Genomic DNA, 25,425 nt, shown 5'->3' with positions numbered 1-25,425 from the left:
TGAACATGAGCGATCATTTCGCTACCAACCTCAAACTGGCCTGCAGCCACTACCGCTCTATCTCGGAAGTTTGCCGACAGCTGTCGATCAACCGCGCGCAGTTCAACAAGTACCTCAGCGGCCAGAGCCGTCCGACGGCTTTCAACCTCAAACGCATCGGCGATTTCTTCGGTGTCGAGGATTACGAGCTAAACCAGCCGCCCGAGCAGTTCGCTCGGCTGATCGGCGCCCGTGTGTCGGCGGTGGCGGAACAGCCAAGCGACCCGATCAGCGAGTTGTTCCGCCCCTTGCACGAGCACGCGGGCAACCTGTCGCGCTACTGCGGCTATTACTTCGAGTACTCCAACTGCATGTCGGTACCGGGGTCGATCCTGCTATCGCTGGTGCACCTGCGTGAAGAGCGCGGCCGCTTCCTGTTCGAGCGCCAGGAGCGTCAGGAGCGCAGCAGTGCCACCGACCTGCATGCCGAGGTGCGTTGCCGCTACTTGGGCGCGGCGTTCCAGTTGCAGGACCGGATGTTCCTGATCGACTACGAGTCGTTGACCCTTAACGAGATGAGCCAGACCATCCTCATCCCCAGCTTCAAGAGCCGCATCACCCGCCTGAACGGCCTGAAGACCGGCGTTTCCAGCGGCGACCGACGCAACCCGGCCTGCACCCGAGTGGTGTGGGAGTACCTGGGCGAAGAGATCAACCGCATCAATGCCTATCGCCAGGTCAAGCTGTACCGGCCGGATGACCCGCGTATCGATGACGACGTGCGCGAGCGGTTGAGTGTGGGGCCGTTGAGTAATGGGCTATTCGAAATCGAGTGAGGGGCAACGCGTCACACATCGTCGAGGATGAACGTTTGCACCGCGTCCGCAACTTGATCCGCGATTGCCGGGGTACTGCGCAGGTGGGCGGCGATGCCATGGTCGCAGTCCGTAAGAAACAGGCATTGCAAACGCTCCGGTGAAACTGACTGCATCAGCGCGTGAGTGACTTCTTCAGGAATTGGGCTGTAGCGCTCGGTGCCGGCAACCCACAGGTTGCCAGCACTGGTGCCGGGCCCTTTGCCGAATCGCTGTGAGTTGAGCCCGTCATACTCGCCAATCACCATCAGTACTCTGCCCCGAGACCGACTGAGGAAGGCGTAGCTGTCGCAGTCCAGAAAGCCGTAGGGCCTGCTGATGGCTGCTGTAAAGGTCGGGCCGAATGGCGCCTGTTGAGCGAGGTCTGGATAAACAGCTGGGCAGATCAATACAAGCCTGTTCACTTGCGGTAACTGCGCTGCGAGTTTCAGCGTAATTGCAGCCCCTAGGCTATGGCCTATCAGCGTTCGGCAGTCATTAGCGATATGTCGGAAAAAACGTCGCGCCTCTTCGAGATTGGTCGCTAGTGAAGGCGAATCTGCACCTGGCTCGCTGGCGAGACTGTGCCCTGACAGGTTTCCAGTTAGCGATCCGATACCTGCGGCTTGCAGGCGATAGAGCAGCGGGTTGAGCCGAGTGAAGTCCGAGCGCGCGCCCCCGATGACAAACACCGGGGGTGATTGCTCAAGATCAGGCACCAGCAATCGGGCTTGCTGTTGGTAGTTTCCGAACACTTCTTCGATGATTACTTCTTTGCCAGGTGCGGGTTCGTTGAACTGCCATTTCAATCGGTGATTTGTGTCCGTTTGTACGTGCATGCTGCCCTCTTTTAAAGAGCCGATGATTGGTATTACGCAACGCAGATTAGGCTAGTTGCTGTTTTTGCCGTGTGCGCTGGCTCATGGCTTTTTTTAAGCCTATGAGATCGAGCGCCGCCCGCGCGGCGCTTCGCAGCACAAGGCTGCTCCTACATTTGTTTCGGGCCAATGAATCCTGAGACAGAGGCGCGCGGCCCTTTTGGCGCCCACCTCAATATCGTGTGGAACAAACAAGGCGGTCGCGTGCGTAGGTACAGGCGTTACTGGCCGGAAACAGATGTAGGAGCAGCCTTGTGCTGCGAAGCGCCGCGCGGGCGGCGCTCGATTTGCGCACCACCTCAAAACCCAAGGCAAGCACCTGTCGGCAAAACGTGGCTGCAATTGGGCCATCCAAGCGGGTGGTGGCGAAAATTTGAAATCAACACTGTCGATGGTATTCACTAGGCCCTGGGTTGGACTTCCCCGCCCGGAAACCGCAAAATGACCCCTTTCCCTCAATCAACCTCTCCGGATCTGCTGACTCTATGCGTATGCGCCTAATGCTGTTGGGTGGTGGCAATGCCCTCGGGCAAGCGCTGATTCGTCTCGGGGCTGAAGAGGACATTGCATTCCTGGCACCGCGCCCGCCGGAGAACGGCTGGGACCCGGCCAGCCTCACTCAGCTGCTCGACGATCACCGCCCCAATGCCTTGGTCAACCTGGCCTATTACTTCGACTGGTTCCAGGCCGAGTCGGTCAGCGAACAACGCCTGGCTCAGCAAGAGCGGGCGGTGGAGCGGCTGGCAGAGTTGTGCCAGCACCACCAGATCACCTTGGTGCAGCCTTCGAGCTACCGGGTTTTCGACGGGTCGCGGGCCACGGCCTACAGCGAGAAAGACGAGCCGGTGCCGCTCGGCCTGCGTGGCCAGGCCCTGTGGCGCATCGAGCAGAGCGTGCGGGCGGCGTGCCCGCAACATGTGCTGCTGCGCTTTGGCTGGCTGCTCGATGAAAGCGTCGACGGTGCACTGGGCCGTTTCCTGACCCGCGCCGAACAACCCCAGGAATTGCTGCTGGCAGATGACCGCCGCGGCAACCCGACGCCGGTCGATGACGCTGCCCGGGTGATCCTGTCGGTGCTCAAGCAGCTCGATTGCAGCGCGCCGCTGTGGGGCACCTACCATTACGCCGGCAACGAAGCGACCACGCCACTGGCGCTGGGGCAGGCGATTTTGACCGAGGCTGGCCAGTACCGTCAGCTGGCGGTGCAGGCGCCCACGCCACAGGCCCATGCCGCGCGGCCGGACGCCAGCGAAGAGCCCCAGCACGCCGTGCTGGCCTGCAAGAAAATCCTTCACACCTTCGGTATCAAGCCCCGCGCCTGGCGCGCCGGCCTGCCGCCCCTACTGGACCGTTTCTACCGCCATGGCTGATGCCCCCATCCTGATCACCGGCGGTGCCGGCTTCATCGGCTCTCACCTGTGCGATGCGCTGTTGGCCAAAGGTTACGCCGTACGCATTCTCGACGACCTGTCCACTGGCAAGCGGGATAACCTGCAGATTACCCACCCACGGTTGGAACTGATCGAAGGCGATGTCGCCGATGCTGGGCTGGTCAGCCGTGCGGCCGCTGGTTGCGCTGCGGTGGTGCACCTGGCGGCCGTGGCGTCGGTGCAGGCTTCGGTCGAGGATCCGGTAAAGACTCACCAGAGCAATTTCATCGGCACCCTGAATGTCTGCGAAGCCATGCGCCTGCACGGCGTGCGTCGGGTGCTGTTCGCCTCCAGTGCTGCGGTGTATGGCAACAACGGCGAAGGCGAGTCGATTGCTGAAGAAACACCGAAAGCGCCGTTGACCCCTTACGCTGTGGATAAGCTGGCCAGTGAGCAGTACCTGGATTTCTACCGCCGCCAGCATGGTCTGGAGCCGGTGGTGTTCCGCTTCTTCAATATCTTCGGCCCGCGCCAGGACCCTTCCTCGCCGTATTCGGGCGTGATCAGCATCTTCAGCGAGCGTGCCACCCAAGGGCTGCCGATCACGGTGTTCGGGGATGGTGAGCAGACCCGGGATTTCCTTTATGTAGGGGACCTGGTGCACGTGATGATCCAGGCGCTGGAGCAGCAGCAGGTCGAGGAGGGCGCGGTGAACATCGGCCTGAACCAGGCGACTTCGCTCAACCAGCTGTTGACGGCCCTGGAAAAGGTAATCGGCAGCTTGCCAGCGATCAGCTATGGCCCAGCCCGCTCGGGCGACATTCGCCATTCGCGGGCGGATAACCAGCGCTTGCTGACACGCTTCGATTTCCCGGCGCCAACGCCATTGGTCGACGGCTTGTCCCGCTTGCTCGGCAAGCCCTGACCGCAGGCTCGGCAACGCACGCCGTCCTGTAGGAGCAGCCTTGCGCTGCGAAGAGGCCGGTGGCAACACAGTAGATTTTCACTGCTGCCACCGGCCTCTTCGCAGCACAAGGCTGCTCCTACAGGAGTCTTGGCTTGCCAGCCACGTGGCGCCGGGCTCAACCGTGCTGCACCACCGTGCGCTGGCAATCATCAGGCCCCAACACCCGCCCATCCCGAGCGCGCACTTGCAGGGTCTCGACCGTTTCCCCTGTGGCGCGGTCCAGCAACGCCGATCGCGTTTCTCCCGCCTCGAACAAGAACTGCTCCCCCCACTGGCGCAAGGCGATCACCAACGGAAACACCGAACGCCCTTTTTCGGTCAGCACATACTCTTTGTAGGCACTGCCATCCGATGCCGGCTGCAACGCCAACAGCCCACTCTCCACCAGTAACTTGAGCCTCGAGGCCAGGATGTTCTTGGCCAGCCCGAGGTTCTTCTGAAACTCACTGAAGCGGCGCAAGCCATCGAAGGCGTCGCGCAGGATCATCAGCGCCCAGCGATCACCCAATACTTCAAGGGCCCGGGCTACCGGGCATTGTCCGTTCTTTTCGTCGAGCATCGTGCGGCTCTCTCAAGGGCTCTGGTTGCAGATTAAAACCACATTTGCTAGAAATCCATATGTGGTTTTAATTTGAAACCAGATTGAAGGGATACGCCATGCACAACCCGAACGCTACACAACCCCGCCTGACCCGCGCGATGACCCTGTTACTGGCCCTCACCTGCGGTATTGCAGTGGCCACGGTGTACATCGCCCAGCCCTTGCTCGAGTCCATGGCACGGGGCTTGGGGGTAGGGCAGCAGCGCATAGGCTGGGTGGTCGGCGCCACCCAGGCCGGTTATGCGCTGGGCTTGCTACTGATCGTGCCGCTAGGCGACCTGATCGACCGCAAGCGCCTGATCGTCGGCCAGTTGTGGGTCTCGGCCCTGGCCCTGATGGCGGTAGGCATGGCCTGGGACTGGGCGGTGCTGCTGATGGCGCTGGCGCTGGTTGGGTTGATGGCCGTCATGGTGCAGGTGATGGTGGCGCATGCCGCCACCCTGGCCACCCCCGCACAGCAGGGGCAGGCGGTGGGCACGGTCACCAGCGGGGTGGTGCTGGGTATTCTGCTGGCGCGGCTGGTGTCTGGCTTCGTCGCCGACATGGCGGGCTGGCGTGTCGTCTATTTTGCCGCCGCTGGGGTACTGATGCTGATGGCCTGCCTGCTCTGGCGCGGCATGCCGGGTGCCCGGCCGGCGGCGCAGCGCCTCGGTTACCTGGCATTGACGGGCTCGCTGTGGGCCTTGTTCAAGGAAGACCCTGCCCTGCGCCGACGCGGGTTATACGGCCTGTTGATCTTTGCCGCCTTCAGCGTGCTGTGGAGCGCGATGGTGCTGCCGCTGAGCGCTTCGCCCTTGGCGCTCAGCCATACCCAGATCGGCCTGATTGGCCTGGCCGGCGTGGCGGGCGCGGTTGCTGCTTCCCGGGCCGGCCGGTTGGCCGATCAAGGCCGCGGCGAGCGCACCACCGGGTTCGCCCTGGCGGTACTGACGGTGTCGTGGCTGCCGACGGCGTTCGTCGAGCATTCGCTGCTGGCGTTTCTAGTGGGGGTGGTGTTGCTCGATTTTGCGGTGCAGGCCGTGCATGTCACCAATCAGAGCCTGTTGCTGGCCGGGCGCAGCGCACAGGCGAGCCGCCTGATTGGCGCCTACATGTGTTGCTATTCACTAGGTAGCGGATTGGGCGCGGTGCTGGCGACCTGGGTCTATGCCCGATGGGGGTGGGCGGCGGTGTGCGTGCTGGGGGCAGGGATCAGTGCGACAGCCTTGGGTTGCTGGCTGGGGGCGAGAACAGGGAGCGCGGCAATGGCCGCCCTCCCTGCCAGGGATCAGAACTTGTAGCCAAGGCCAACCATGTAAACCCACGGGTCGACGTCGACGTCGACCTTGGTCTTGCTGTAGCCCAGCGCGGTCGGGCCGTTGACGCTGGCCTTGGTGTCGATGTCGACGTACCAGACCGAGGCGTTGACCAGCAGGTTGTCGGTGAGCATGTAGTCCATGCCCAGTTGGCCAGCGATGCCGACCGAATCCTGCAGCTTCAGGTTGCTGAAGCCTTGGTCTTTACGCGCGCTGCTCAGGTCTTCATCGAAGAACAGGGTGTAGTTGATGCCCACGCCGGCATACGGCTGGAAGCGGGAGTTCGGCTCCATCGGGTAGTACTGCAGCGACAGGGTCGGTGGCAGTTGCTTGATGTCGGCCAGCTTGCCGTCCAGGCCGCCGCCCAGACCCTTGACGCCCACGGTGTGCTTGAACGGGGTGGCCGCCAGCAGCTCCAGGCCGATGTGGTCGGTGAGCATGTAGGCAAAGGTCAGGCCCAGCTGGGTGTCGCTGTCCAGGGTTGCCTTGGTGCCCGACACCTTGTTGCCGTCGAACTTGAGGTCGCCGCTGCTTTCGTTCGGTGCGGTAGTGATGGCACCGGCGCGCAGGATCATATCGCCTGCCTGATAGGCGTGGGCGGCAGGGGCGGCGAGCGCAAGGGCCACAAGCGAGGCGCCGAGCAAGGACTTGTTCATGGAAGCTCCCAGAGGACATTAGTAATTGAGTAGTCCAATGGTACGGATGCGTCTAAACCGAAAGTTTGACCCAGCTCAAAGAAGCGTCGGAACGAATTCGAAACAGTTCTCACTTCAGCTCATAAGCGTATATTTTCTCGGCTTCCATCTGGTATCCGGCGTCGGCCAGTTCACTGCTGGAGGCGCTCACCTGCAGCTTTCCCTCGATCCAGTAGGGCTGATACAGGTCTTCGACGCGCACGCCCATCTCGCTGAAGATGTGCACGATCTGGTTCGAGGGTGGTGGCGGCACGTGGATGCAAGCGCCGTAGTAGGGCACCAAGAGAAATTCGGTGGTGCGGCCTTCTTCGCTGACCTCCAGCGGCACGATGTAGCCGGGCAGCTTGATCTGCTGGCCATCCAGGCTTTTCACCACCGGGGCATCCGGCGCCTGCTGGCGGGCGGCGGGCGCCGATTCGGCGGCCAGAGCGTCGCTCAGCTGTGACAGGTCGTGCAGCGGGGCCAGTTGCGGCGGGATGACAGGGGCGCCTTCTGGAATGAGGGCGGGCCAGTCCAGTTCGCGGGGCTCAGCGGCCCACAATGGCATCGCCACGGTCAGAAGCAGGACCAGCAGTGTCTGCAATGCTGGCCTCTTCGCGGGCAAGCCCGCTCCCACAGGTACTCCACAAGGTTTGCCCGCGAAGAGGGGGATGAGGTTTTTGATCATTGCAGGCTCTCAGAGGTGGATCGACAAGCCATCGGCCAGCGACTGCCGATAGGCACGCCAGGCCGGCACGCTGCCCATCAGCAGTGCAGCCCCGAGGATAATAGCCAGCAGCGTCCATTCATGGGCACTCGGCAGGGCCAGCGGCAGGAACAACCCATAGTTGGCCTGCACATAGCCCTGCGCCAGGGCGATGCCGGCGTACAGCAAGCCTAGCCCGGCGACAATCCCCACCACGGCCAGCGACAGCGCCTCCAGTATCAGCAACCCGGCGATATGCCAGGGCCGGGCACCGACCGAGCGCAAGATCGCCATCTCCCGCCGGCGCTCGTTGAGGCTGGTGAGAATCGCCGTCAGCATACCGATCAACCCGGTCAGCACCACGAACAGCGAAACCACGAACAGCGCCTGCTCGGCGGTGCCCATCAGGCTCCAGAGCTCCTGCAGGGCCACACCGGGCAAGATCGCTAGCAAGGGTTCGTTGCGGTACTCGTTGATTTCCCGTTGCAGGCTGAAGGTGGCGATCTTGCTGTTGAGGCCAAGCATGAACGCGGTGATGGCGGCAGGTTGCAGGTCCATGGTACGTGCCTGGTCGGCATTGATGCGCCCGGCACCGCGGGCGGGCACGCCGTTGTGCCAATCGATATGGATCGCCTCCATGCCACCCAGGCTGATATGCAGGGTGCGGTCGACCGGGGTGCCCGTACGCTTGAGCACGCCGACCACGGTGAACGGCTTGTCGTCATGCTTGACCAGGCTGATCGCCGCGACGCCATGCGCCAGTACCAGCTTGTCGCCCAGTGTGTAGTGCAAGGCGTCGGCCACTTCGGCGCCGAGCACCACTTCGAACGGGTCGTCGGCGAAGGCGCGGCCCTGGCTCAGCTCCAGGTGCTGCCTGCGGCCATATTGGTAGTGGCTGAAGTAGTCGCCGGTGGTGCCCATCACGCGATAGCCGCGGTGCGAGTCGCCCAGCGAAATAGGGATCGCCCACTTCACCCGTGGGTCCTGGGCGTAATGCTGGTAGCTGTCCCAGCGGATGTTGTTAGTGGCGTTGCCGATACGAAACACCGAATACAGCAGCAGGTTCACCGAGCCTGAGCGGGCGCCGACGATCAGGTCGGTACCGCTGATGGTGCTGGCGAAGCTGGCGCGGGCTTCGGTGCGCACGCGCTCTACGGCCAGCAGCAGGCACACCGACAAGGCAATGGCGAACGCGGTGAGGAAGGCGGTGAAACGGCGGTTGGCCAGGCTGGCCAGGGCAAGACGAAGCAGGTACATCAGGCCTCCCGGGGCTTGGCGGCGCGGTTGAGTTCGGCCAGTGAAAGGTGACGGTCGAACAGCGATGCCAGGCTCTGGTCATGGCTGACGAACAACAGGCTGGCGCCGGCTGCCCGGCACTCGTCGAACAACAGGCGGATGAAGGCTTCGCGGGTGTCGGCATCGAGGGCCGAGGTCGGTTCGTCGGCGATCACCAATTCCGGTTGGCCGATCAGTGCTCGTGCAGCGGCTACCCGTTGCTGCTGGCCGATCGACAGGCTGTCGGCGCGCCGGGCAAGCAGGGCGGGGTCGCCCAGGCCCAGGTGGGCGAGCAGCGTGGCGGCGGCCTTGTCGACACTGCCATGGCGCTGGGCCGCGCGGGTGGCGCGGCTGCGCGAAAAGCGGCAAGGCAGCTCGACGTTCTCGCGCACCGACAGAAACGGCAGCAAGTTGAACTGCTGGAAGATGTAACCGGTGTGGTCGACCCGGAAGCGATCGCGCGCGCCTTGGCCGAGGCCACTGAGGTCGTGGCCGAGCAGGCGAATGCGGCCCTGGCCAGGCAGGTTCACGCCGCCCAGCAGGCCCAGCAGCGTGGTCTTGCCGCTGCCGCTGGGGCCTTTGAGAAACAACGCCTCGCCGGCCTCCAGCTGGAAGGCGGGAATATCCAGCAGGGCCGGTTGGCCAGGCCAGGCAAAGATCAGGTCATGCAGTTCGATCAGCGGCTGGCCCATTCAGAACGCGACCGCGGCCTTGGCGGGTGTCGCTTCAACGCCTTTCTGACCTTTAGGGCCGATCAGTTGCACGTTGATCTTCTGGGTAGCCGGGAAGGCCTTGAACAGCGGGGCAAGGTCGATCTGGGTGAGGCTGTCCGGGTTGGCGCAGGTCAGTTGGTAATGCGCACCAATGTCGCTGTGCTCATGGCCGTGCTCATGCTCGTCGCCATCATCGTCGGCTTTCGGGGCATCGCCGAACAGCGGGCTTTCCAGCTCCTGTGCATCGTCCTTGCACCCAGCGGCTGCTGCCAGGCCGAACAGCTGCAAGGGTTGCTCGAGCTGCTGGCGTACGGCGGCGACCTTGGCTTTGTCGGCATCGCTATTGGCAGCGTGCTCGAAACCGACCAGGTTCATCGCCGGGCTGTCCAGTTCCAGCTCCAGGGTGTTGCCATCGAGCACGGCGTTGAGCTTGGCCACGCCATGCTCATGGGCGCCGAGGGTGCCATGGGCGTGATCATGGTCATGGTCATCGTGGGCATGGGCCATGGCGAGGGGCAGCAGAGCGAAGGGCAGGGCGAGCAGCAGGCGACGCATGGAAGACTCCAGGAGCAGGCTGGGAATGATTTGGTAATGTTATAACAATTTTTCTGCCTGCCGCCAGCCTGTGTGGCGCAGGTTTCATGTTGCTGTAGCATGGCTGCATTGACCTGCGTTCAAGGAAAGCATCATGAGAATTCGTGGACAGATTGGTGACTGGCCCGTGGACCTGACTGTCGAGCTGGAGCCGGCCGAGTGGGCGCAGTTGGGGCGGCACCTCGAGGTGCCGGTTACCGCCGAAGCGGCGGCCGCCTCGCCAGCAGCGCCGCGGCAAGATGATGGGCAGTGGGCCGCAGCGCGCGACGTGCTGCGCCAGGCTGGGCAGATGAATGGGCCAGCGTTGCTGGACCGCCTGGAAGGGCTGGCGGGGAGTACGGCGGCTGGCAAGCGACTGCTGGTGCGGTTGCGGCACAGCAGCGAGGTGAAGGTGGAAAGTGGCGCGGATGCGCCGGTGTATCACTGGGTCGGCTGACAAGGTCACACGCGTTCGAGGGTAGGAGCAGCCTTGTGCTGCGAAGAGGCCGGTGAAAGCAGCGCAGATTGACTGTGCTTTCACCGGCCTCTTCGCAGCTCAAGGCTGCTCCTACAAGGGCGTGCCTGCCTCAGAACAGGGCTGAAGACAGCTTGCGGCGATAGACGCTCACCAGCGGATGATCACCGCCCAGCAGTTCGAACACCTGCAACATCGCCTTCTGCGGCAACCCGTTCTCGTAGCCGCGGTTGCGCTTGAACAGCTTCAACAAGCCTTCCAGCGCCGCCTCGTATTGCTGGCGGGCCAGTTGCTGAATGCTCAACTGGTAGGCCGCTTCATCGTCCTCTGGGTTCTGCGCCAGGCGGCTCTTCAGGTCGGCGACTTCCGGCAGGCTGGCAGCCTGGCGCAGGAAGGTCAGCTGTGCCTTGGCACCGGCCAGGGCTGCCTTGTGTTCGTCGGTCTTGACCGCGTCCAGCACCACCTGGGCCTCGCCCAGCTCACCCCGCTCAGCCAGGCAACGGGCGTACAGGATCAGCGCCTCGGCATTGCTGTTGTCTTCACCCAGCAGCGCCTGGAGCAGTGCTTCGGTCTCGGCGAAGCGGCTTTCGGCGAACAGCGCCTTGGCCTGCTCCAGCGGCGATGCGGCAGGCTCGGCCGGCATCTGCACGTGCGGTTCGAGCAGCGCGCGGATCGCCGACTCCGGCTGCGCCCCGGCAAAACCGTCGACCGGCTGGCCGTCTTTGAACAGCACAACGGTCGGCAGGCTGCGAATGCCGAACTGGGCGACCACCTGCTGCTCCACGTCGCAGTTGATCTTGGCCAGCAGCAGCTCGCCCTGGTAACCCTCGGCGATTTTCGCCAGCAGTGGCATCAGCGCCTTGCAGGGCGCGCACCACTCAGCCCAGAAGTCCACCAGGACCGGTTTGTGGAAGGAGTTTTCGATGACCAATTGCTGGAAGGTGGCATCGGTGGCGTCGAAAATGTACGGCGTGTCTTGGCTCATCGCGACTCTCGCAAACTCGTGAATGGCACCACTATAAAGGCTCGCGGCTGGCGTGGTACAGGCTGACCCGGCGGAATTCGTGGGGCTCGGCCAGGTCCGGCAGGGTCAGTGCGTCGAGCACGCCCAATTGTTGGTACAGCGGGTGGCTGAAGTCGCGAACCCGCGAGTCGGCGACCAGCGCCTGGCGACCGCGGCCGAGGAAGGCATCGAGCAGTGGCAGGTTGGCGCGGTCATACAGCACATCGGCGACCAGGATCAGGTCGAAGCGGTCGTCCTCGGCGAAAAAATCGTTGCTGTAGCCGAGCTCCACGCCGTTCAACGCGGCGTTGGCGCGGCAGGCGTCGAGGGCCAGTGGGTCGAGGTCGCACGCCACCACTTCAAGGGCGCCTGCGCGGGCTGCGGCAATGCCGGCGATGCCGCTGCCCGCGCCAAAATCGAGCACACGCTTGCCCGCCACCCATGCCGGGTGTGCGGCCAGGTAGCGGGCCATGGCCAGGCCGCTGGCCCAGCAGAAGCTCCAGTACGGAGGTTCTTCGAGAATGCGCCGGGTTTCTTCGCTGCTGAAGGCGCGGTCCATGTTCTGGTCGTCGATCAGCCACAGTTTCAGCTTGCAGTCAGGCAGGTCGCTGACCACCAGGCGCGCTTCGCCGATCAGGCCACTGAGGGCCTGTTGCAGTGCCAGTGGCGCCACTTACGGTGCCTTCTCGAAACGCAGAGGGCCGGTGGCCTGGGTTTGCGGCTGGGCGATGCGCACAGGGGGCAGGTGCATGATCAACTGCCCGGAGCTGCTGGCGCGGCCGCGCAGTTCGACGCGGGCACCGGCCGGGAAGGCTTCGGGGTTGAAGCGCAACTGATAAGGCAGCGCCTGCCCGGTGCCGGTCAGGTTGCTGCTGGCCAGCAGGCGTTGCGGGCGGTCGCGTTCGTCGATCACCAGCAGGGCCAGCTCCACGTCGGCGCCGGCCGGGATTTCCAGCAAAGTGCCGCTCAGCTCGCGCTGGTAGGCGGGCAGCGGGCCAAGCGGTTGGGCCTTCTTGGCCACTTTGGCTGGCGCAGGCGCCTGGCCTTGATCGGGCTTGGGCTGGTCGCTACCGCAAGCGGCAAGCAGGGCGGCGCAGCACAGCACGACGAGCGCTCGATAGTGCATTGGGGCTTCCTTCACGGGCAGATTTCCCTGGATGTTAACCCCTTTGGCTTGTCTTGCCAGTGGGATGCGCTACCATGGCCCTCCCTTTTTTTGTTGCCTGCCACCATGCACTGTCCCTTTTGCGGTGCCAACGACACCAAGGTCATCGACTCTCGTCTTGTCGCCGAGGGCGAGCAAGTGCGCCGCCGCCGCGAGTGCGTTGCCTGCGGCGAGCGTTTCACTACCTTCGAAACCGCCGAACTGGTGCTGCCCCGGCTGATCAAGCAGGACGGCACGCGCCAGCCTTTCGACGAAGACAAGTTGCGTGCAGGCATGCAGCGGGCGCTGGAAAAACGCCCGGTCAGCGTCGAGCGCCTGGAAGCGGCGCTGGCGCACATCAAGAGCCGCCTGCGTGCCACCGGCGAGCGCGAGGTCAAGTCACTGGTGGTGGGTGAAATGGTGATGGCCGAGCTGCGCAAGCTCGACGAGGTGGCCTATATCCGCTTCGCCTCGGTCTACCGACGCTTCCAGGACCTCGACGAATTCCGCGAAGAAATCGACCGCCTGGCCCGTGAGCCAGCTAAAGAGTGAGCATGCCCAGCCAGACCGCGATCCTCGATGCCCACTACATGGCCCGCGCCCTGGAGCTGGCCCGCAAGGGTATTTACAGCACCCACCCCAACCCGCGTGTGGGGTGCGTGATCGTGCGCGATGGCGAAGTGGTCGGCGAAGGCTGGCACGTGCGCGCCGGTGAGCCCCATGCCGAGGTGCATGCCCTGCGCCAGGCCGGTGAGCGCGCCCGCGGCGCTTGCGCCTATGTCACCCTCGAACCGTGCAGCCACCATGGCCGCACGCCGCCGTGCGCCGAAGCGCTGGTCAAGGCTGGCGTGGCCCGCGTGGTGGCCGCGATGCAAGACCCCAACCCGCAAGTGGCGGGGCAGGGGCTGCGGCGCCTGGCAGAGGCCGGTATCGAGGTCAGCAGCGGTGTGCTTGAAACTGAGGCCCGCGCGCTCAACCCAGGTTTTCTCAAGCGCATGGAGCATGGCCTGCCGTTTGTCAGGGCCAAGCTGGCCATGAGCCTGGACGGCCGCACGGCCATGGCCAGCGGCGAAAGCCAGTGGATTACCGGCCCTGCCGCCCGCGCTGCGGTTCAGCGGCTGCGCGCGCGCGCCAGTGTGGTGCTCACCAGTGCCGCCAGCGTGCTGGCCGACAATGCGCGTATGACGGTGCGTGGCGCAGAGCTGGGCCTGGACGACGAAACCCGCGCCCTGGCCTTGAGCCGCACGCCGTTGCGCGTGCTGATCGATGGCCGCCTGCGCCTGCCGCTTGATGCGCCGTTTTTCCAGGCCGGCCCGGCCCTGGTGGTGACGGCCGCCGCTGAAGCGCCGCGTTACGCCGAGGCAGGCCATGAGCTGTTGAGCCTGCCAGGCACCGATGGCCAGGTCGATCTGCCTGCGTTGATGGGTGTGCTGGCCGCGCGTGGCGTCAACGAGATTCTGCTGGAAGCCGGCGCAGGCCTGGCTGGCGCGTTCGCCCGGCAAGGCCTGATCGACGAATACCAGTTGTTCGTCGCCGGCACCTTCTTGGGTTCCCAGGCCCGCCCGCTGCTGGACTGGCCCCTGGCGAAGATGAGCGAAGCACCGCGACTGAAAATTACCGAAATGCGCGCAGTGGGCGATGACTGGCGGGTCACGGCCATCCCCCTGCCGGCGCCCGGCGTATAATGCCTGGCTTGCCCTGCGCAACCTGTTCTTGAGGAAGACCCCATGTTCACCGGCATCATCGAATCCATCGGCACCATTCGCAGCATGACCCCCAAGGGCGGCGACGTGCGCGTCTACGTCGAGACCGGCAAGCTCGACCTGGGTGACGTCAAGCTTGGCGACAGCATCGCCGTCAACGGCGTGTGCCTGACCGCCGTCGAACTGCCGGGCAATGGGTTCTGGGCCGACGTCAGCGTCGAGACCCTCAAGCGCACCGCCTTCATCGACCTCAAGAGCGGCAGCAAGGTCAACCTGGAAAAAGCCCTGACCCCCACCACCCGCCTGGGCGGTCACCTGGTCAGCGGCCACGTCGACGGCGTCGGCGAAATCATCTCGCGCAGCGATAACGCCCGCGCCATCCAGTTCCGCGTGCGTGCACCCAAGGAGCTGGCCAAGTACATCGCCCACAAGGGTTCGATCACCGTCGACGGCACCAGCCTGACGGTCAATGAGGTCAATGGTGCCGAATTCGAGCTGACCATTGTCCCGCACACCCTGTCCGAAACCATCATGGCCGACTACCGCGCAGGTCGTCGGGTCAACCTTGAGGTCGACCTGCTGGCCCGTTACCTGGAGCGTCTGCTGCTGGGTGACAAGGCGGCCGAACCGAGCAAGGGCAGTGGCATTACCGAAAGCTTCCTGGCCGCCAACGGCTTCTTGAAATCCTGATTGAGAAGGGGGTGCCGAGTGGCGCTCAACAGCATCGAAGAACTGGTCGAAGACATCCGCCAGGGCAAAATGGTCATCCTCATGGATGACGAAGACCGCGAAAACGAAGGCGACATCATCATGGCAGCCGAGTGCTGCCTGCCTGAGCACATCAACTTCATGGCCAAGCACGCCCGCGGCCTGATCTGCATGCCGATGACCCGTGAGCGCTGCGAAACGCTGAAGCTGCCGCTGATGGCGCCGCGCAACGGGTCCGGCTTCGGCACCAAGTTCACCGTGTCGATCGAAGCCGCCGAAGGCGTCACCACCGGTATTTCCGCTGCCGACCGCGCGCGTACCGTGCAAGCGGCCGCGGCCAAGGACGCCAAGGCCGAAGACATCGTCAGCCCGGGGCACATCTTCCCGCTGATGGCCCAGCCCGGCGGCACCCTGGCCCGGGCCGGCCACACCGAAGCCGCCTGCGACCTGGCGCGCATGGCAGGCTTCGAGCCGAGCGGCGTGATCTGCGAAGTGATGAACGATGACGGCACCATGTCGCGCCGTGCCGAGCTGGAAGTGTTCGCCGCCGAGCATGGCCTGAAGATCGGCACCATCGCCGACCTGATCCACTACCGCATGATCCACGAACGTACCGTGCAGCGCGTTTCCGAGCAGCCGGTCGAAAGCGAATTGGGCGAGTTCAACCTGGTCACCTACCGCGACGCGGTGGAAGGCGATGTGCACATGGCCCTGACCCTGGGCAAAATCTGCGCTGAAGAGCCGACCCTGGTACGCGTGCACAACATGGACCCGCTGCGCGACCTGCTGCTGGTCAAGCAGCCGGGCCGCTGGAGCCTGCGCGCGGCCATGGCTGCCGTGGCCGAGGCCGGCAGCGGCGTGGTGCTGCTGCTGGGCCACCCGCTGGACGGCGACGTGCTGCTGGCGCACATCCGCGAAAGCGCGGGCGATGCACCGACCAAGGCACCGACCACCTACAGCACCGTCGGCGCCGGTTCGCAGATCCTGCGCGACCTGGGTGTGCGCAAGATGCGCCTGATGAGTTCGCCGATGAAGTTCAATGCGATATCCGGATTCGATCTGGAAGTTGTAGAATACGTGCCCTCCGAGTGACTTGAGACGGCGCGCGCGCCCTCACGCTCGAGTCCAAACCCTCCCGAGGCCGCCAGCGAGCGGCCTCGCTCTTGAAGATGAGAACATCGGAATGACCCTGAAGACCATCGAAGGTACCTTCATCGCCCCCAAAGGTCGCTATGCTTTGGTGGTTGGCCGCTTCAACAGCTTCGTCGTCGAAAGCCTGGTAAGCGGTGCCGTTGATGCCCTGGTACGCCACGGTGTCAGCGAAAGCGACATCACCATCATCCGTGCCCCGGGCGCGTTCGAAATCCCGCTGGTGGCACAGAAGGTCGCCCAGCAAGGCGCGTACGACGCGATCATCGCCCTGGGCGCCGTGATCCGCGGTGGTACCCCGCACTTCGAATACGTGGCGGGCGAATGCACCAAGGGCCTGGCCCAGGTGTCCATGGAGTTCGGTGTTCCGGTGGCCTTCGGCGTTCTGACCGTCGACTCCATCGAGCAGGCCATCGAGCGTTCCGGCACCAAAGCCGGCAACAAAGGTGCTGAAGCTGCCCTGTCCGCTCTGGAAATGGTCAGTCTGCTGGCGCAGTTGGAGGCCAAGTGATTAGCGACGAAAGCGATCGTTTCAACCCGCGCGATCCAAAACCTGCGGATGCCGGCAAGCCCTCGAAGAGCGCCAAGCGCCGCGAAGCCCGCAAGCTCGCGACTCAGGCGCTGTACCAGTGGCACATGGCGCGTCAGTCGGTGAACGAGATCGAAGCGCAGTTCCGGGTCGATAACGATTTCACCGATGTCGATGGCGCCTACTTCCGCGAAATCCTGCATGGGGTTCCGACCAAGAAGGACGAGATCGACGCGGCCCTGAAGCCTTGCCTGGCGCTCGCGCTGGAAGAGCTCGACCCGGTTGAACTGGCTGTGCTGCGGTTGTCCACCTGGGAACTGATGATGCGCGCCGATGTGCCGTACCGTGTCGTGATCAACGAAGGTGTCGAGCTGGCCAAGGTCTTCGGTGCCACCGACGGCCACAAGTTCGTCAACGGCGTGCTGGACAAGCTCGCCCCTTCGCTGCGCGAAGCGGAAGTCAAGGCGAACAAGCGCTGATCCCGGCGCTGGCGGACCATGGGTGAGTTCGAGCTGATCAGCCATTACTTTGCCGCCGCGCCCTGTGCGCAAGGCGGTGAAGGCGTGGCCCTGGGCATCGGCGATGACTGCGCGCTGCTGGATGTGCCTGTAGGCGAGCAACTGGCGGTGTCCACCGACACCCTGGTGGCCGGCGTGCATTTCCCTGCGGTCTGCGACCCTATGCTGCTCGGCCAGCGCTCGCTGGCCGTGGCGGCCAGTGACCTGGCGGCGATGGGCGCTACCCCCCTCGGCTTCACCCTTGCCCTGACCCTGCCCGAGGTCAGCGCCGACTGGCTGCAAGCCTACGCTGACGGCCTCAACCGTATGGCCCGGCAGTGCCAGTTGAGCCTGATTGGCGGTGATACCACCCGTGGCCCCTTGAGCATCACCCTGACCGTGTTCGGCCGCGTGCCGGCCGGGCAGGCGTTGCGCCGTGGCGGTGCCCGCCCGGGTGACCTGCTGTGTGTGGGCGGTGAACTGGGCAACGCTGCGGGCGCCTTGCCGCTGGTCCTGGGCGAGCGCCAGGCCGATGCTGCCCTTGCCCAGCCGTTGCTCGACCACTACTGGTCGCCCTCGCCGCAATTCACCTTGGGCCAGCTGTTGCGCGGGCGTGCTACGGCCGCACTGGATATTTCCGACGGCCTGCTGGCCGACTGCGGGCATATCGCCAAGGCGTCCCGCGTGGCGCTCGAGGTGAACCTGGACCAGGTGCCGGTGTCATCCGCTTTGCAGGGCTTCCTCGGTCATGAGGCTGCCGTGCAGGCTGCCTTGACCGGGGGTGACGACTATGTGCTGGCGTTCACCTTGCCGCCGGCTCAGCTTTCATCCCTGCAGGCCCAAGGCCTGGCGACGTTCCATGTCATCGGGCGGGTGCTCGAAGGCCAGGGCGTCAGCCTGCGTGACGGGCAGGGCCAGGACATCACCCCGCGGCAACGCGGCTATCAACATTTTAGGGAGACACCGTGACCGATCACCCCAATCAGGTGCCTGCGGAGTTCGTTCCGCCCTCGGTCTGGCGCAACCCCTGGCACTTCATCGCCTTCGGCTTCGGTTCCGGCACCTTGCCCAAGGCACCGGGCACCTGGGGTTCGCTGGTGGCCATACCCTTCATTCCGCTGTGGCAGATGTTGCCGGATTGGGGCTATTGGTTGCTGCTGGGCATTACCATGCTGTTTGGCTTCTGGCTGTGCGGCAAGGTCGCCAATGACTTGCGCGTTCACGATCATGAAGGCATTGTTTGGGACGAGATGGTCGGCATGTGGATCACCCTCTGGCTGGTGCCAGAAGGCTGGCAATGGTTGCTGGCAGGGTTCCTGATGTTCCGTTTCTTCGACATCCTCAAGCCGTGGCCGATTCGCTGGATCGACCGTCATGTGCATGGAGGGGTCGGGATCATGCTCGACGATATCCTGGCCGGCGTGTTCGCTTGGCTGGGCATGCAAGTTCTGGTGTGGGCGGTTGCCTGAGGCAGGGAGCGCGTGAATGGCCATAAGGACTGTGCTGTTGGCAATGCTGCTGGGTTGTGCTCCCTGGGTGGGGGCGGCCGAAGGTGTGCCAAAGCAGGTCCATCTGGTCAGCGAAGAATGGCTCGACTACACCAACGCCAACGGTACCGGGGTTGCCTGGGATGTGCTGCGCAAGGTGTTCGAGCCGGCCGGGGTCAAGGTCGTTACGCAGGGCGCGCCCTACAGCCGTGCAGTGGGGCTAGTAAAGCGGGGCGAAGCTGATGCCTGGGTAGGCTCCTACAAGGGCGAGAGCGAGGATAATCTCTACCCGCGCTGGCACTTCGACATGGACCACATCTATGCCTTGGGGCTTGCCAGCAAGCCGGTGCCTACGCCGAGTACGGTTGGCCAGTATCGCCTGGCTTGGGTGCGTGGCTACGACTACGCCAGCTACTTGCCCAATGCCCATGACTACCGCGAGATTCAACGCCGTGAGGGCATTTTGCCGATGCTCGAGCACGACCGTGTGGACTTCTACATCGATGCGCTGACCGAGGTCGACTACGTGCTTGGCCAGGCGTCGGAGCCTGCACGCTTTCGTAAAAGCCACGTTGCCGAACTGCCGTTGTACCTGGCGTTCGCCAATAACGATGAGGCCAAGGCACTGCTGGAGCTGTTCGACAAGCGCATGGCCGAGCTGGTGCGCAGTGGTGAGTTGAAGCCGATTTTCGAACACTGGAAGCAGCCGTATCCCTTCACTGCCGACAGCAAGCCGCTGTAGGAGCAGCCTTGTGCTGCGAAGAGGCCGGTGACAAGCGCAACGATCGGTGGTGCTCCAGCGGGCCTCTTCGCAGCACAAGGCTGCTCCTACAGGGGGTGCGGAAAAATAAGCATCGAACTTTTCGATCTTAAACCGCGGTATTCAGCCAGCGCACTGGCGCCGACCTGCTGATACAATCGCCCCACGAGAAATTTACTACTTATTTCAGGAGCACAACGTGCCCGTCGTCTTTGTTGCCGCCTCTAAACTCCCGACCCCGTTCGCGACTTTCACCATGCATGGCTTCCTCGAAGAAGCCACCGGCCGTGAGCACGTGGTGCTCAGCCTGGGTGATATCGCTGACGGTGAACCGGTGTTGGGGCGCCTGCACTCCGAGTGCCTGACCGGCGATGCCCTGTTCAGCCAGCGCTGCGACTGCGGTTCGCAACTGGAAGCCGCACTGCAGGCCATCGCACGTGAAGGCCGTGGTGTGCTGTTGTACCTGCGTCAGGAAGGCCGTGGCATCGGCTTGTTGAACAAGATCCGCGCCTATGAGCTGCAGGACGGTGGTGCCGACACGGTCGAAGCCAACGAGCGCCTGGGCTTCGCTGCCGACCAGCGTGACTACGCCATCTGCCTGCCGATGCTCGAACACTTGGGTGTGAAATCCCTGCGCCTGATGACCAACAACCCGCGCAAGGTCAAGGCACTGACCGACATGAACATCGTCGTCGCCGAACGCGTGCCGCTGCACACCGGCCATAACCCGCACAACCGCTACTACCTGGCGACCAAAGCCGGCAAGCTCGGCCACATGCTGGGCAACGAACACCAGGGCGAGGTGCCCCAGGCGTGACCCGCGCCGAGGTCAAGCGGCGCCTGGCACTGGCCTGGTGGCAATACCTGGCGGTGGGCCTGGTGCCGCTGCCGGTGATGGCCTGGGCGTTTGGTGGCGGTGATGCGTTGATTCCGGTGCTGGCCATGCCACTGTTCATCGCGGGTGCGGCGACCATGTTCCTTAGCCTGCCGCGCTTCGGTGCCTACAAGCGTGCGCTGATCGCGACCTCCAAGGTGCTCGGCAGCACCGAAGAGCCGGCAGCCTGGATCACCCTGGCGCGGGTGCGGCGCATCGCCATGCTGTATGCCTGCTTCCCCGCCTGGGTTGCCGCGCTGTCGGTGCTGGTGGGGCTGGAGGCCGTGCCGCAAATCCTTTTGGCGCTGTCCACCGTGGTGGTGCTCTACCTGTACCGCATCCCACGTCAGCTGGGCTGATGCGCAGCCTTCTCTGGCTGCTGGCGCTGTGCGCCTGTAGCGCCAGCGCCGGCGAGCCGCTACGGGTGGTCAGCCTGGCGCCTTCGATGACCGAAATCATGCTTGAGCTGCACGCCGATGACCTATTGGTCGGCGTGCTCGACGGCGGTGATCGCCCGCCAGCATTGCGTGAGGTGCCTTCGGTCGGCCGCCAAGGCCAACTGAACATGGAGCGTCTGCTCAGCTTGCAGCCTGACTTGTTGCTGCTCTGGCCCAGCAGTGTGGCACCAGCACAGCGTGATCAGCTCAAGCGCCTGGGCATCGCCACCTTCAGCGCCGAACCCCACGACATCGACCAGTTGATCGATCAGATCGAGGCCATCGCCCTGCGCGTCGGCCGCGAAGGGCAGGGCCAGCAATACGCCCAGGCCCTGCGTGACAGGCTGCGGCAACTGCGCCAGCAGTATCGGCGTGAGCAGCCGCTGCGCGTGTTCTACCAAGTCTGGGATCAGCCCTTGTACACCCTGGGTGGCAGGCAGGTGGTCAGCGACGCGCTGGCCGTATGTGGCGCGCGTAATGTGTTCGCCGACCTCAACCAGCCAGCGCCTCAGGTGAGCGTGGAGTCTGTACTGCTGCAAGACCCGCAGGTGATTCTGGCGGGTGATCAGGCGCAGTTGGACAGCTGGAGGGCCTGGCCACGCCTGCGTGCAGTGGCCGATGAGCGCTTGCTGGTCGTGCCCGACAAAGGGCTGGAACGGCCCAGTGGGCAGATGATCGAGGCCACCGCCCGCTTGTGCGCGTTGCTCGAAGCTAAAGCGCCGGCGTCCAGGTAACGCTGAACAGCACGGTACGGCCTTCTTCGCGGTAGCTATGGCTGGCGCCTTCATAGCTGTACAGGGCGCGGCTGTGGGTGTGGTCCAGCAAGTTGTCCAGCTTCGCTTCCAGTTTCAGTTCATCCGTTGCCGCCCAGCTACCGCGCAGGCCGAGCAGGCCAAAGCCGGCGAGCCGGTTGCGGTTGGCTTCATCATCGTAGCTGGCGCTGACGGCTTGCCAGCTCCCGCCCACGCTGAACCGTCCAAATTCGCGGTCCAGGTCCAGGCTCACGGTACGGCGAGCGCGGCGGGCGAGGGTATGGCCACTGTCGCGGTCGCGCGGGTCGATCAGCGCCAGGCCGAGCTGGCTGCGCCATGCGCCCCATTGCTGGTCGAGGGACAACTCAACGCCGTTGATGCGCGCCGAGGCGACGTTGCGCGGGATCGAGTCCTGGCCAAAGATGATCGCGTCGCGCAGGTCGGTGCGGTACAGCGACGTCTCCAGGCGGCTGTCCGAGGTGAGCTGGCTGCGCCATTGCAGTTCGTAGCTTTTGGAGTGCTCAGGGCTCAGGTCTGGGTTGCTGAATTCTGGGTAATACAGGTCGTTGAACGTCGGCGCTCGGAAGCCTTCGCTGTAGGACAGCAGCACATCGTTGGACGCGTTCACGGGTACGGTAAGGCTACCGCTCCAGGTGGTCTGGCCCCCGAACTGCTGGTTCTGGTCGCGGCGCACGCCCAGCTCGGTGGAAAACCGCTCACCCCGGTACCGATGTTGAACGAAGGCCGCCCGGTTCCAGCGGCTGTCTTCGGTGAAGTCAGTGCTGCCGTGCACGCGGTCTTCGTACCAATCCCCGCCGATCAGCAGCGTGTGCTGGTCATTCAAGGCCAGGTCGTTTTGCCAGGTGAGTTGATCACGATAGGTGTTGAACACGAAGCGCTCATCGCTAAGCTTGTCGCGCTTGTCGTCACGGTTTTCGCTGTGGGCAAGTTCCAGGCGCGAATGCCAGCTGTCGTTGAGCTGGGCATCGAAGTAGGTGCCCAGGCTGCTGACGCTGAAATCGGTATAGGGCTTTTGCCCGAAGCTTTCGAAGGTGACCGGGTTGAAGCCACCGAACGGGTTGTCGTATTCACTGCGCCCATGGCTGTCGAGCAGGTTGAGGCCGGCCTCGAAGCGTTCGCCGAAGGTGTGGCTGAGGCTCAGGTTGAATGACCTGTTGCGGTACGCATCGTGATCACCATCGCTGGCAAAGGACGGGCCGGTGGCGTCGATGCCAGCAGTTTCGTCCAGGCTGGCGCCCAGGTTGAAGCGGGTAGCGCCGTCGCCACCGGCCAGGCCCAGGCTGCGTTGGAAGGTCTGGTTGCTGCCGGCGGCCAGGCGCAGGCGCGGTTGCAGGCCAGGGCCGCTGCTGCGCCGGGTGAAGATCTGAATCACGCCGCCAATAGCATCGCTGCCGTAGATCGCCGAGCGGGAGCCGCGCAGTACTTCGACACGCTCGATCTGGTCGACGTCGAGAAATTGCAGGCCGCTGTCGCCGGAGGTGGCGTTGGCGATGCGCACGCCATCGACCAGTACCAGGCTTTGCGCTGCCTTGGTGCCGCGGATGAAGATACCGGGCAGGCTGCCGCGACCCCCCGTGGGAGCGACTTGCACGCCGGGGACGCGGGCTAGCAGGTCGGTGACGCTGGTGGGTTGCAGGCGGTCGATGTCGGTGCGGGTGAAGACAGTGTTGGCGGCGCTGGTGGCGGTGCGCGACTCGACTTGGCGGTTGGCGCTGATCAGCACATCGGGGAGTTTCAGGGCGTCGTCGCGTTCAGCGGCTAGAAGCGGCAGCGGCAGGCACAGGAGGGTGGCGGTGAAGCTCGGGATTTTCATGGGCATTACCATAGTATTCGCGGGACAAGCCCGCTCCCACAGGTTTGCCACTGTATCTAGAGCAGTGATGACCTGTGGGAGCGGGCTTGCCCCGCGAATGGGCCGCAAAGCGGCCCCAGGGGTTACAAGCCGAGCTTGGCCATACGCGCTTTAACCGAAGCCTCGATGCCAGCAGCATCCAGCCCGCACTCAGCCAGCATCTGCGCAGGCTTGGCATGCTCGACATAAATGTCCGGCAAGCCCAAGTGCAGCAGTGGCTTGACCAGGGCCTGGCTAGCCAGGAACTCACCCACGGCAGCCCCTGCACCGCCCATGATGGCGTTTTCTTCGATAGTCACCAGCAGTTCATGGCTGCCCGCCAATTCGAGTACCAGTGCCTCGTCCAGTGGCTTGACGAAGCGCATGTCGACCACGGTTGCATTGATCTGCTCGGCAACTTGCAAGGCTTCGCTCAGTTGCACGCCAAATACCAGCAGGGCGACTTTCTCACCCTGGCGGCGGATGACGCCCTTGCCGATTTCCAGGGGCGTAAGGTCACCGCTGATCGGTGCGTTGGGGCCGGTGCCGCGCGGGTAGCGCACTGCCGCCGGGCCGTTGTACAGGTGGCCGGTGGTGAGCATCTTGCGCAGTTCGTTCTCGTCGCTCGGGGTCATCACCAGCATGCCGGGGATGCAGCGCAGGTACGACAAGTCGTAGCTGCCGGCATGGGTCGGGCCGTCTTCACCCACCAGGCCGGCGCGGTCGATGGCGAACAGCACATCGAGGTTCTGTACCGCCACGTCGTGGATCAGCTGGTCATAGGCGCGCTGCAGGAACGTCGAATAGATCGCCACCACCGGCTTGCTGCCTTCGCAGGCCATGCCGGCGGCCAGGGTGACCGCGTGCTGCTCGGCAATCGCCACGTCGAAGTAGCGCTCCGGGTAGCGTTCGCTGAAGTCGACCAGGTCGGAGCCTTCCTTCATCGCCGGGGTAATGCCAACCAGGCGATTGTCGCTGGCGGCCATGTCGCACAGCCACTGGCCGAACACGGCGGAGTACTTGGGCCCGCTGGGCTTTTTCGGCGCGGCGGGCTTGTCGGCGGGCTCGAGCTTGGTGATGGCGTGGTAGCCGATCGGGTCGACCTCGGCCGGGGCGAAGCCTTTGCCCTTCTTGGTCACCACGTGCAGGAACTGCGGGCCTTTGAGGTCACGCATGTTACGCAGGGTGGCGATCATGGTCGGCAGGTCGTGGCCGTCGATCGGGCCGATGTAGTTCCAGCCCAGTTCTTCGAACAGGGTGCCGGGGACCAGCATGCCTTTGGCATATTCCTCGGTGCGACGGGCGATTTCCCACGCGCCTGGCAGGCGCGAAAGCACCTTCTTGCTGCCCTCGCGCATGCTCGCGTAGGTGCGGCTGGAGAGAATCTTGGCCAAGTAGTTGGACAGGCCGCCGACATTGCGCGAAATCGACATGTCGTTGTCGTTGAGGATCACCAGCATGTCGGCGTTGACTTCCTGGGCGTGGTTCAACGCCTCGAAGGCCATGCCGGCGGTCAGGGCACCGTCGCCGATCACCGCGATCGACTTGCGTGCGCTGTTCTGCAGGCGGGCGGCGATGGCCATGCCCAGCGCTGCACTGATCGAGGTGCTGGAGTGGCCGACGCCAAAGGTGTCGTACTCGCTCTCGCTACGGCGCGGGAAGGCGGCGATGCCGTCCTTCTGGCGCAGGCTGAGCATGCGCTGGCGGCGGCCGGTGAGGATCTTGTGCGGGTAGGCCTGGTGGCCGACGTCCCACACCAGCCGGTCGTCCGGGGTGTCGAAGACGTAGTGCAGGGCGATCGTCAGCTCGATCACGCCCAGGCCGGCGCCAAAATGCCCACCGGTCTGTCCCACGGTGTAGAGCAGTTCCTGGCGCAACTCGTCGGCCAGGGTCTCCAGGTCGGCTTCGGCCAGCCGGCGCAGGCCGGCAGGCGTGTCAGCGCGGTCGAGCAACGGCGTGACCGGGCGTTCGCGGGGGATCTCTTGAAACGTCGTGGGCATCAGGCGAGTCGTTATAGGTGTGAAGACGCGGCAGTTTACCCCATTGTGGGAAAAGTGCCCATTGAGAGGGGGTAGCACGGGGCTGCTTTGCAGCCCATCGCCGGCAAGCCAGCTCCCACACGTTCACCGTTTTGCTGTGGGAGCCGGCTTGCCGGCGATGGGCCGCATGG

29 protein-coding genes are annotated in these 25,425 nt (G+C 64.2%); 17 read left to right on the top strand and 12 right to left on the bottom strand.

Annotated features, from left to right (window positions below; translation table 11 throughout):
• Positions 1 to 5 precede the first annotated feature (5 nt).
• Complete coding sequence (locus tag AC5PZ0_RS24075) at positions 6 to 815, top strand: helix-turn-helix domain-containing protein (protein WP_027594892.1); 810 nt, start codon at positions 6 to 8, stop codon at positions 813 to 815.
• A gap of 11 nt (positions 816 to 826) precedes the next feature.
• On the opposite strand, the gene AC5PZ0_RS24070 is transcribed toward AC5PZ0_RS24075, so the two are convergent.
• The gene (locus AC5PZ0_RS24070; protein ID WP_493855877.1) at positions 827 to 1,672 is read right to left on the bottom strand and encodes an alpha/beta hydrolase; all 846 of its coding nucleotides are present in this window, start codon (positions 1,670 to 1,672) and stop codon (positions 827 to 829) included.
• Positions 1,673 to 2,196: 524 nt separating this feature from the next.
• Between AC5PZ0_RS24070 and AC5PZ0_RS24065 the strand changes: the two genes are divergently transcribed.
• Both AC5PZ0_RS24065 and AC5PZ0_RS24060 read left to right on the top strand, forming a co-directional pair.
• On the top strand, positions 2,197 to 3,081 hold the full coding sequence (locus tag AC5PZ0_RS24065) for a sugar nucleotide-binding protein (RefSeq protein WP_033694227.1): 885 nt from the start codon (positions 2,197 to 2,199) through the stop codon (positions 3,079 to 3,081).
• A complete protein-coding gene (locus AC5PZ0_RS24060) occupies positions 3,074 to 4,006 on the top strand; it encodes an NAD-dependent epimerase/dehydratase family protein (protein WP_493855876.1) in 933 nt (310 codons plus the stop codon). Before AC5PZ0_RS24065 ends, AC5PZ0_RS24060 begins: the two co-directional genes overlap by 8 nt.
• Before the next feature lie 157 nt (positions 4,007 to 4,163).
• Here the strand turns inward: AC5PZ0_RS24060 and AC5PZ0_RS24055 are convergent, their stop codons facing one another.
• Entirely contained in the window at positions 4,164 to 4,607 is a 444-nt protein-coding gene (locus tag AC5PZ0_RS24055) for a winged helix-turn-helix transcriptional regulator (RefSeq protein ID WP_493855875.1), read from the bottom strand.
• 98 nt (positions 4,608 to 4,705) lie between these two features.
• On the opposite strand from AC5PZ0_RS24055, the gene AC5PZ0_RS24050 reads away from it, so the two are divergent.
• Complete coding sequence (locus tag AC5PZ0_RS24050; RefSeq protein WP_493855874.1) at positions 4,706 to 5,929, top strand: MFS transporter; 1,224 nt, start codon at positions 4,706 to 4,708, stop codon at positions 5,927 to 5,929.
• Here the strand turns inward: AC5PZ0_RS24050 and AC5PZ0_RS24045 are convergent.
• From AC5PZ0_RS24045 to AC5PZ0_RS24025, 5 genes are all read right to left on the bottom strand, one after another.
• The gene (locus tag AC5PZ0_RS24045) at positions 5,917 to 6,600 is read right to left on the bottom strand and encodes an OmpW/AlkL family protein (RefSeq protein WP_493855873.1); all 684 of its coding nucleotides are present in this window, start codon (positions 6,598 to 6,600) and stop codon (positions 5,917 to 5,919) included. The two genes, AC5PZ0_RS24050 and AC5PZ0_RS24045, sit on opposite strands and share 13 nt — an antisense overlap.
• 109 nt (positions 6,601 to 6,709) lie before the next feature.
• Positions 6,710 to 7,222 carry a DUF3299 domain-containing protein gene (locus AC5PZ0_RS24040; protein WP_493855872.1) on the bottom strand — a complete coding sequence of 171 codons (513 nt, stop codon included), beginning with the start codon at positions 7,220 to 7,222 and terminating at the stop codon, positions 6,710 to 6,712.
• Positions 7,223 to 7,315: 93 nt separating this feature from the next.
• Entirely contained in the window at positions 7,316 to 8,581 is a 1,266-nt protein-coding gene (locus tag AC5PZ0_RS24035) for an ABC transporter permease (RefSeq protein ID WP_493855871.1), read from the bottom strand.
• Positions 8,581 to 9,291 (bottom strand): ATP-binding cassette domain-containing protein, encoded by a 711-nt coding sequence (locus tag AC5PZ0_RS24030; RefSeq protein WP_493855870.1) that lies wholly within the window; start codon positions 9,289 to 9,291, stop codon positions 8,581 to 8,583. The genes AC5PZ0_RS24035 and AC5PZ0_RS24030 overlap by 1 nt, the downstream gene beginning before the upstream one ends.
• Complete coding sequence (locus AC5PZ0_RS24025) at positions 9,292 to 9,867, bottom strand: DUF2796 domain-containing protein (RefSeq protein WP_265969303.1); 576 nt, start codon at positions 9,865 to 9,867, stop codon at positions 9,292 to 9,294.
• Between the two features lie 133 nt (positions 9,868 to 10,000).
• Between AC5PZ0_RS24025 and AC5PZ0_RS24020 the strand changes: the two genes are divergently transcribed.
• Positions 10,001 to 10,342 carry a hypothetical protein gene (locus AC5PZ0_RS24020; RefSeq protein WP_099428213.1) on the top strand — a complete coding sequence of 114 codons (342 nt, stop codon included), beginning with the start codon at positions 10,001 to 10,003 and terminating at the stop codon, positions 10,340 to 10,342.
• 130 nt (positions 10,343 to 10,472) lie between these two features.
• Here the strand turns inward: AC5PZ0_RS24020 and trxA are convergent, their stop codons facing one another.
• Genes trxA through AC5PZ0_RS24005 form a run of 3 tightly spaced genes read right to left on the bottom strand, consistent with a single transcriptional unit; the run spans position 10,473 to position 12,489 of the window.
• On the bottom strand, positions 10,473 to 11,345 hold the full coding sequence (gene trxA, locus AC5PZ0_RS24015; protein WP_099452764.1) for a thioredoxin: 873 nt from the start codon (positions 11,343 to 11,345) through the stop codon (positions 10,473 to 10,475).
• A gap of 31 nt (positions 11,346 to 11,376) precedes the next feature.
• Positions 11,377 to 12,036: a class I SAM-dependent methyltransferase gene (locus AC5PZ0_RS24010; RefSeq protein ID WP_493855869.1), complete on the bottom strand. Its 660-nt coding sequence runs from the start codon at positions 12,034 to 12,036 to the stop codon at positions 11,377 to 11,379.
• Positions 12,037 to 12,489: a YbaY family lipoprotein gene (locus AC5PZ0_RS24005; protein ID WP_027594905.1), complete on the bottom strand. Its 453-nt coding sequence runs from the start codon at positions 12,487 to 12,489 to the stop codon at positions 12,037 to 12,039.
• A gap of 105 nt (positions 12,490 to 12,594) precedes the next feature.
• On the opposite strand from AC5PZ0_RS24005, the gene nrdR reads away from it, so the two are divergent.
• The 12 genes from nrdR (at position 12,595) to AC5PZ0_RS23945 (ending at position 21,385) form a co-directional block, all read left to right on the top strand.
• The gene (nrdR, locus tag AC5PZ0_RS24000; protein ID WP_009685710.1) at positions 12,595 to 13,059 is read left to right on the top strand and encodes a transcriptional regulator NrdR; all 465 of its coding nucleotides are present in this window, start codon (positions 12,595 to 12,597) and stop codon (positions 13,057 to 13,059) included.
• Positions 13,060 to 13,061: 2 nt separating this feature from the next.
• Entirely contained in the window at positions 13,062 to 14,192 is a 1,131-nt protein-coding gene (ribD, locus tag AC5PZ0_RS23995; RefSeq protein ID WP_493855868.1) for a bifunctional diaminohydroxyphosphoribosylaminopyrimidine deaminase/5-amino-6-(5-phosphoribosylamino)uracil reductase RibD, read from the top strand.
• A 42-nt stretch (positions 14,193 to 14,234) separates the two neighbouring features.
• On the top strand, positions 14,235 to 14,900 hold the full coding sequence (locus AC5PZ0_RS23990) for a riboflavin synthase (protein ID WP_027594907.1): 666 nt from the start codon (positions 14,235 to 14,237) through the stop codon (positions 14,898 to 14,900).
• An 18-nt stretch (positions 14,901 to 14,918) separates the two neighbouring features.
• The gene (gene ribBA / locus AC5PZ0_RS23985; protein ID WP_012270288.1) at positions 14,919 to 16,010 is read left to right on the top strand and encodes a bifunctional 3,4-dihydroxy-2-butanone-4-phosphate synthase/GTP cyclohydrolase II; all 1,092 of its coding nucleotides are present in this window, start codon (positions 14,919 to 14,921) and stop codon (positions 16,008 to 16,010) included.
• 91 nt (positions 16,011 to 16,101) lie between these two features.
• A complete protein-coding gene (ribH, locus tag AC5PZ0_RS23980) occupies positions 16,102 to 16,578 on the top strand; it encodes a 6,7-dimethyl-8-ribityllumazine synthase (RefSeq protein ID WP_003255395.1) in 477 nt (158 codons plus the stop codon).
• Positions 16,575 to 17,075, top strand: a complete 501-nt coding sequence (nusB, locus tag AC5PZ0_RS23975; protein ID WP_099428217.1) for a transcription antitermination factor NusB — start codon at positions 16,575 to 16,577, stop codon at positions 17,073 to 17,075. The genes ribH and nusB overlap by 4 nt, the downstream gene beginning before the upstream one ends.
• A gap of 18 nt (positions 17,076 to 17,093) precedes the next feature.
• Positions 17,094 to 18,062: a thiamine-phosphate kinase gene (gene thiL, locus AC5PZ0_RS23970; protein ID WP_493855867.1), complete on the top strand. Its 969-nt coding sequence runs from the start codon at positions 17,094 to 17,096 to the stop codon at positions 18,060 to 18,062.
• Positions 18,059 to 18,562: a phosphatidylglycerophosphatase A family protein gene (locus tag AC5PZ0_RS23965; RefSeq protein ID WP_027594910.1), complete on the top strand. Its 504-nt coding sequence runs from the start codon at positions 18,059 to 18,061 to the stop codon at positions 18,560 to 18,562. Before thiL ends, AC5PZ0_RS23965 begins: the two co-directional genes overlap by 4 nt.
• 16 nt (positions 18,563 to 18,578) lie before the next feature.
• Entirely contained in the window at positions 18,579 to 19,322 is a 744-nt protein-coding gene (locus AC5PZ0_RS23960; RefSeq protein ID WP_493855866.1) for a substrate-binding periplasmic protein, read from the top strand.
• Positions 19,323 to 19,539: 217 nt separating this feature from the next.
• Positions 19,540 to 20,157 carry a GTP cyclohydrolase II gene (ribA, locus tag AC5PZ0_RS23955; RefSeq protein WP_027594912.1) on the top strand — a complete coding sequence of 206 codons (618 nt, stop codon included), beginning with the start codon at positions 19,540 to 19,542 and terminating at the stop codon, positions 20,155 to 20,157.
• On the top strand, positions 20,154 to 20,573 hold the full coding sequence (locus AC5PZ0_RS23950) for an MFS transporter (protein WP_252826562.1): 420 nt from the start codon (positions 20,154 to 20,156) through the stop codon (positions 20,571 to 20,573). Before ribA ends, AC5PZ0_RS23950 begins: the two co-directional genes overlap by 4 nt.
• A complete protein-coding gene (locus AC5PZ0_RS23945; protein ID WP_493855865.1) occupies positions 20,573 to 21,385 on the top strand; it encodes a cobalamin-binding protein in 813 nt (270 codons plus the stop codon). Before AC5PZ0_RS23950 ends, AC5PZ0_RS23945 begins: the two co-directional genes overlap by 1 nt.
• On the opposite strand, the gene AC5PZ0_RS23940 is transcribed toward AC5PZ0_RS23945, so the two are convergent.
• Both AC5PZ0_RS23940 and dxs read right to left on the bottom strand, forming a co-directional pair.
• Entirely contained in the window at positions 21,363 to 23,237 is a 1,875-nt protein-coding gene (locus AC5PZ0_RS23940; protein WP_493855864.1) for a TonB-dependent receptor domain-containing protein, read from the bottom strand. The genes AC5PZ0_RS23945 and AC5PZ0_RS23940 overlap by 23 nt on opposite strands.
• 122 nt (positions 23,238 to 23,359) lie before the next feature.
• Positions 23,360 to 25,255 carry a 1-deoxy-D-xylulose-5-phosphate synthase gene (gene dxs / locus AC5PZ0_RS23935; RefSeq protein WP_493855863.1) on the bottom strand — a complete coding sequence of 632 codons (1,896 nt, stop codon included), beginning with the start codon at positions 25,253 to 25,255 and terminating at the stop codon, positions 23,360 to 23,362.
• Positions 25,256 to 25,425 lie beyond the last annotated feature (170 nt).

The organism is Pseudomonas sp. 5.2, assembly GCF_059025405.1.
Note: the sequence above shows the minus strand (reverse complement) of the source record. Positions and strands in the feature narration are given on the sequence as shown.

Coding starts and splice junctions, on each gene's coding strand:
- nrdR (WP_009685710.1), top strand. CDS start 12,595: ATGCACTGTCCCTTTTGCGGTGCCAACGACACCAAGGTCATCGACTCT.
- AC5PZ0_RS24020 (WP_099428213.1), top strand. CDS start 10,001: ATGAGAATTCGTGGACAGATTGGTGACTGGCCCGTGGACCTGACTGTC.
- trxA (WP_099452764.1), bottom strand. CDS start 11,345: ATGAGCCAAGACACGCCGTACATTTTCGACGCCACCGATGCCACCTTC.
- AC5PZ0_RS24060 (WP_493855876.1), top strand. CDS start 3,074: ATGGCTGATGCCCCCATCCTGATCACCGGCGGTGCCGGCTTCATCGGC.
- AC5PZ0_RS24075 (WP_027594892.1), top strand. CDS start 6: ATGAGCGATCATTTCGCTACCAACCTCAAACTGGCCTGCAGCCACTAC.
- AC5PZ0_RS24055 (WP_493855875.1), bottom strand. CDS start 4,607: ATGCTCGACGAAAAGAACGGACAATGCCCGGTAGCCCGGGCCCTTGAA.
- AC5PZ0_RS23945 (WP_493855865.1), top strand. CDS start 20,573: ATGCGCAGCCTTCTCTGGCTGCTGGCGCTGTGCGCCTGTAGCGCCAGC.
- AC5PZ0_RS23960 (WP_493855866.1), top strand. CDS start 18,579: ATGGCCATAAGGACTGTGCTGTTGGCAATGCTGCTGGGTTGTGCTCCC.
- AC5PZ0_RS24005 (WP_027594905.1), bottom strand. CDS start 12,489: ATGCACTATCGAGCGCTCGTCGTGCTGTGCTGCGCCGCCCTGCTTGCC.
- AC5PZ0_RS24065 (WP_033694227.1), top strand. CDS start 2,197: ATGCGTATGCGCCTAATGCTGTTGGGTGGTGGCAATGCCCTCGGGCAA.
- dxs (WP_493855863.1), bottom strand. CDS start 25,255: ATGCCCACGACGTTTCAAGAGATCCCCCGCGAACGCCCGGTCACGCCG.
- AC5PZ0_RS24050 (WP_493855874.1), top strand. CDS start 4,706: ATGCACAACCCGAACGCTACACAACCCCGCCTGACCCGCGCGATGACC.
- AC5PZ0_RS24025 (WP_265969303.1), bottom strand. CDS start 9,867: ATGCGTCGCCTGCTGCTCGCCCTGCCCTTCGCTCTGCTGCCCCTCGCC.
- ribD (WP_493855868.1), top strand. CDS start 13,062: ATGCCCAGCCAGACCGCGATCCTCGATGCCCACTACATGGCCCGCGCC.
- thiL (WP_493855867.1), top strand. CDS start 17,094: ATGGGTGAGTTCGAGCTGATCAGCCATTACTTTGCCGCCGCGCCCTGT.
- AC5PZ0_RS24045 (WP_493855873.1), bottom strand. CDS start 6,600: ATGAACAAGTCCTTGCTCGGCGCCTCGCTTGTGGCCCTTGCGCTCGCC.
- AC5PZ0_RS23990 (WP_027594907.1), top strand. CDS start 14,235: ATGTTCACCGGCATCATCGAATCCATCGGCACCATTCGCAGCATGACC.
- AC5PZ0_RS23940 (WP_493855864.1), bottom strand. CDS start 23,237: ATGAAAATCCCGAGCTTCACCGCCACCCTCCTGTGCCTGCCGCTGCCG.
- AC5PZ0_RS24070 (WP_493855877.1), bottom strand. CDS start 1,672: ATGCACGTACAAACGGACACAAATCACCGATTGAAATGGCAGTTCAAC.
- AC5PZ0_RS24035 (WP_493855871.1), bottom strand. CDS start 8,581: ATGTACCTGCTTCGTCTTGCCCTGGCCAGCCTGGCCAACCGCCGTTTC.
- ribH (WP_003255395.1), top strand. CDS start 16,102: ATGACCCTGAAGACCATCGAAGGTACCTTCATCGCCCCCAAAGGTCGC.
- AC5PZ0_RS24030 (WP_493855870.1), bottom strand. CDS start 9,291: ATGGGCCAGCCGCTGATCGAACTGCATGACCTGATCTTTGCCTGGCCT.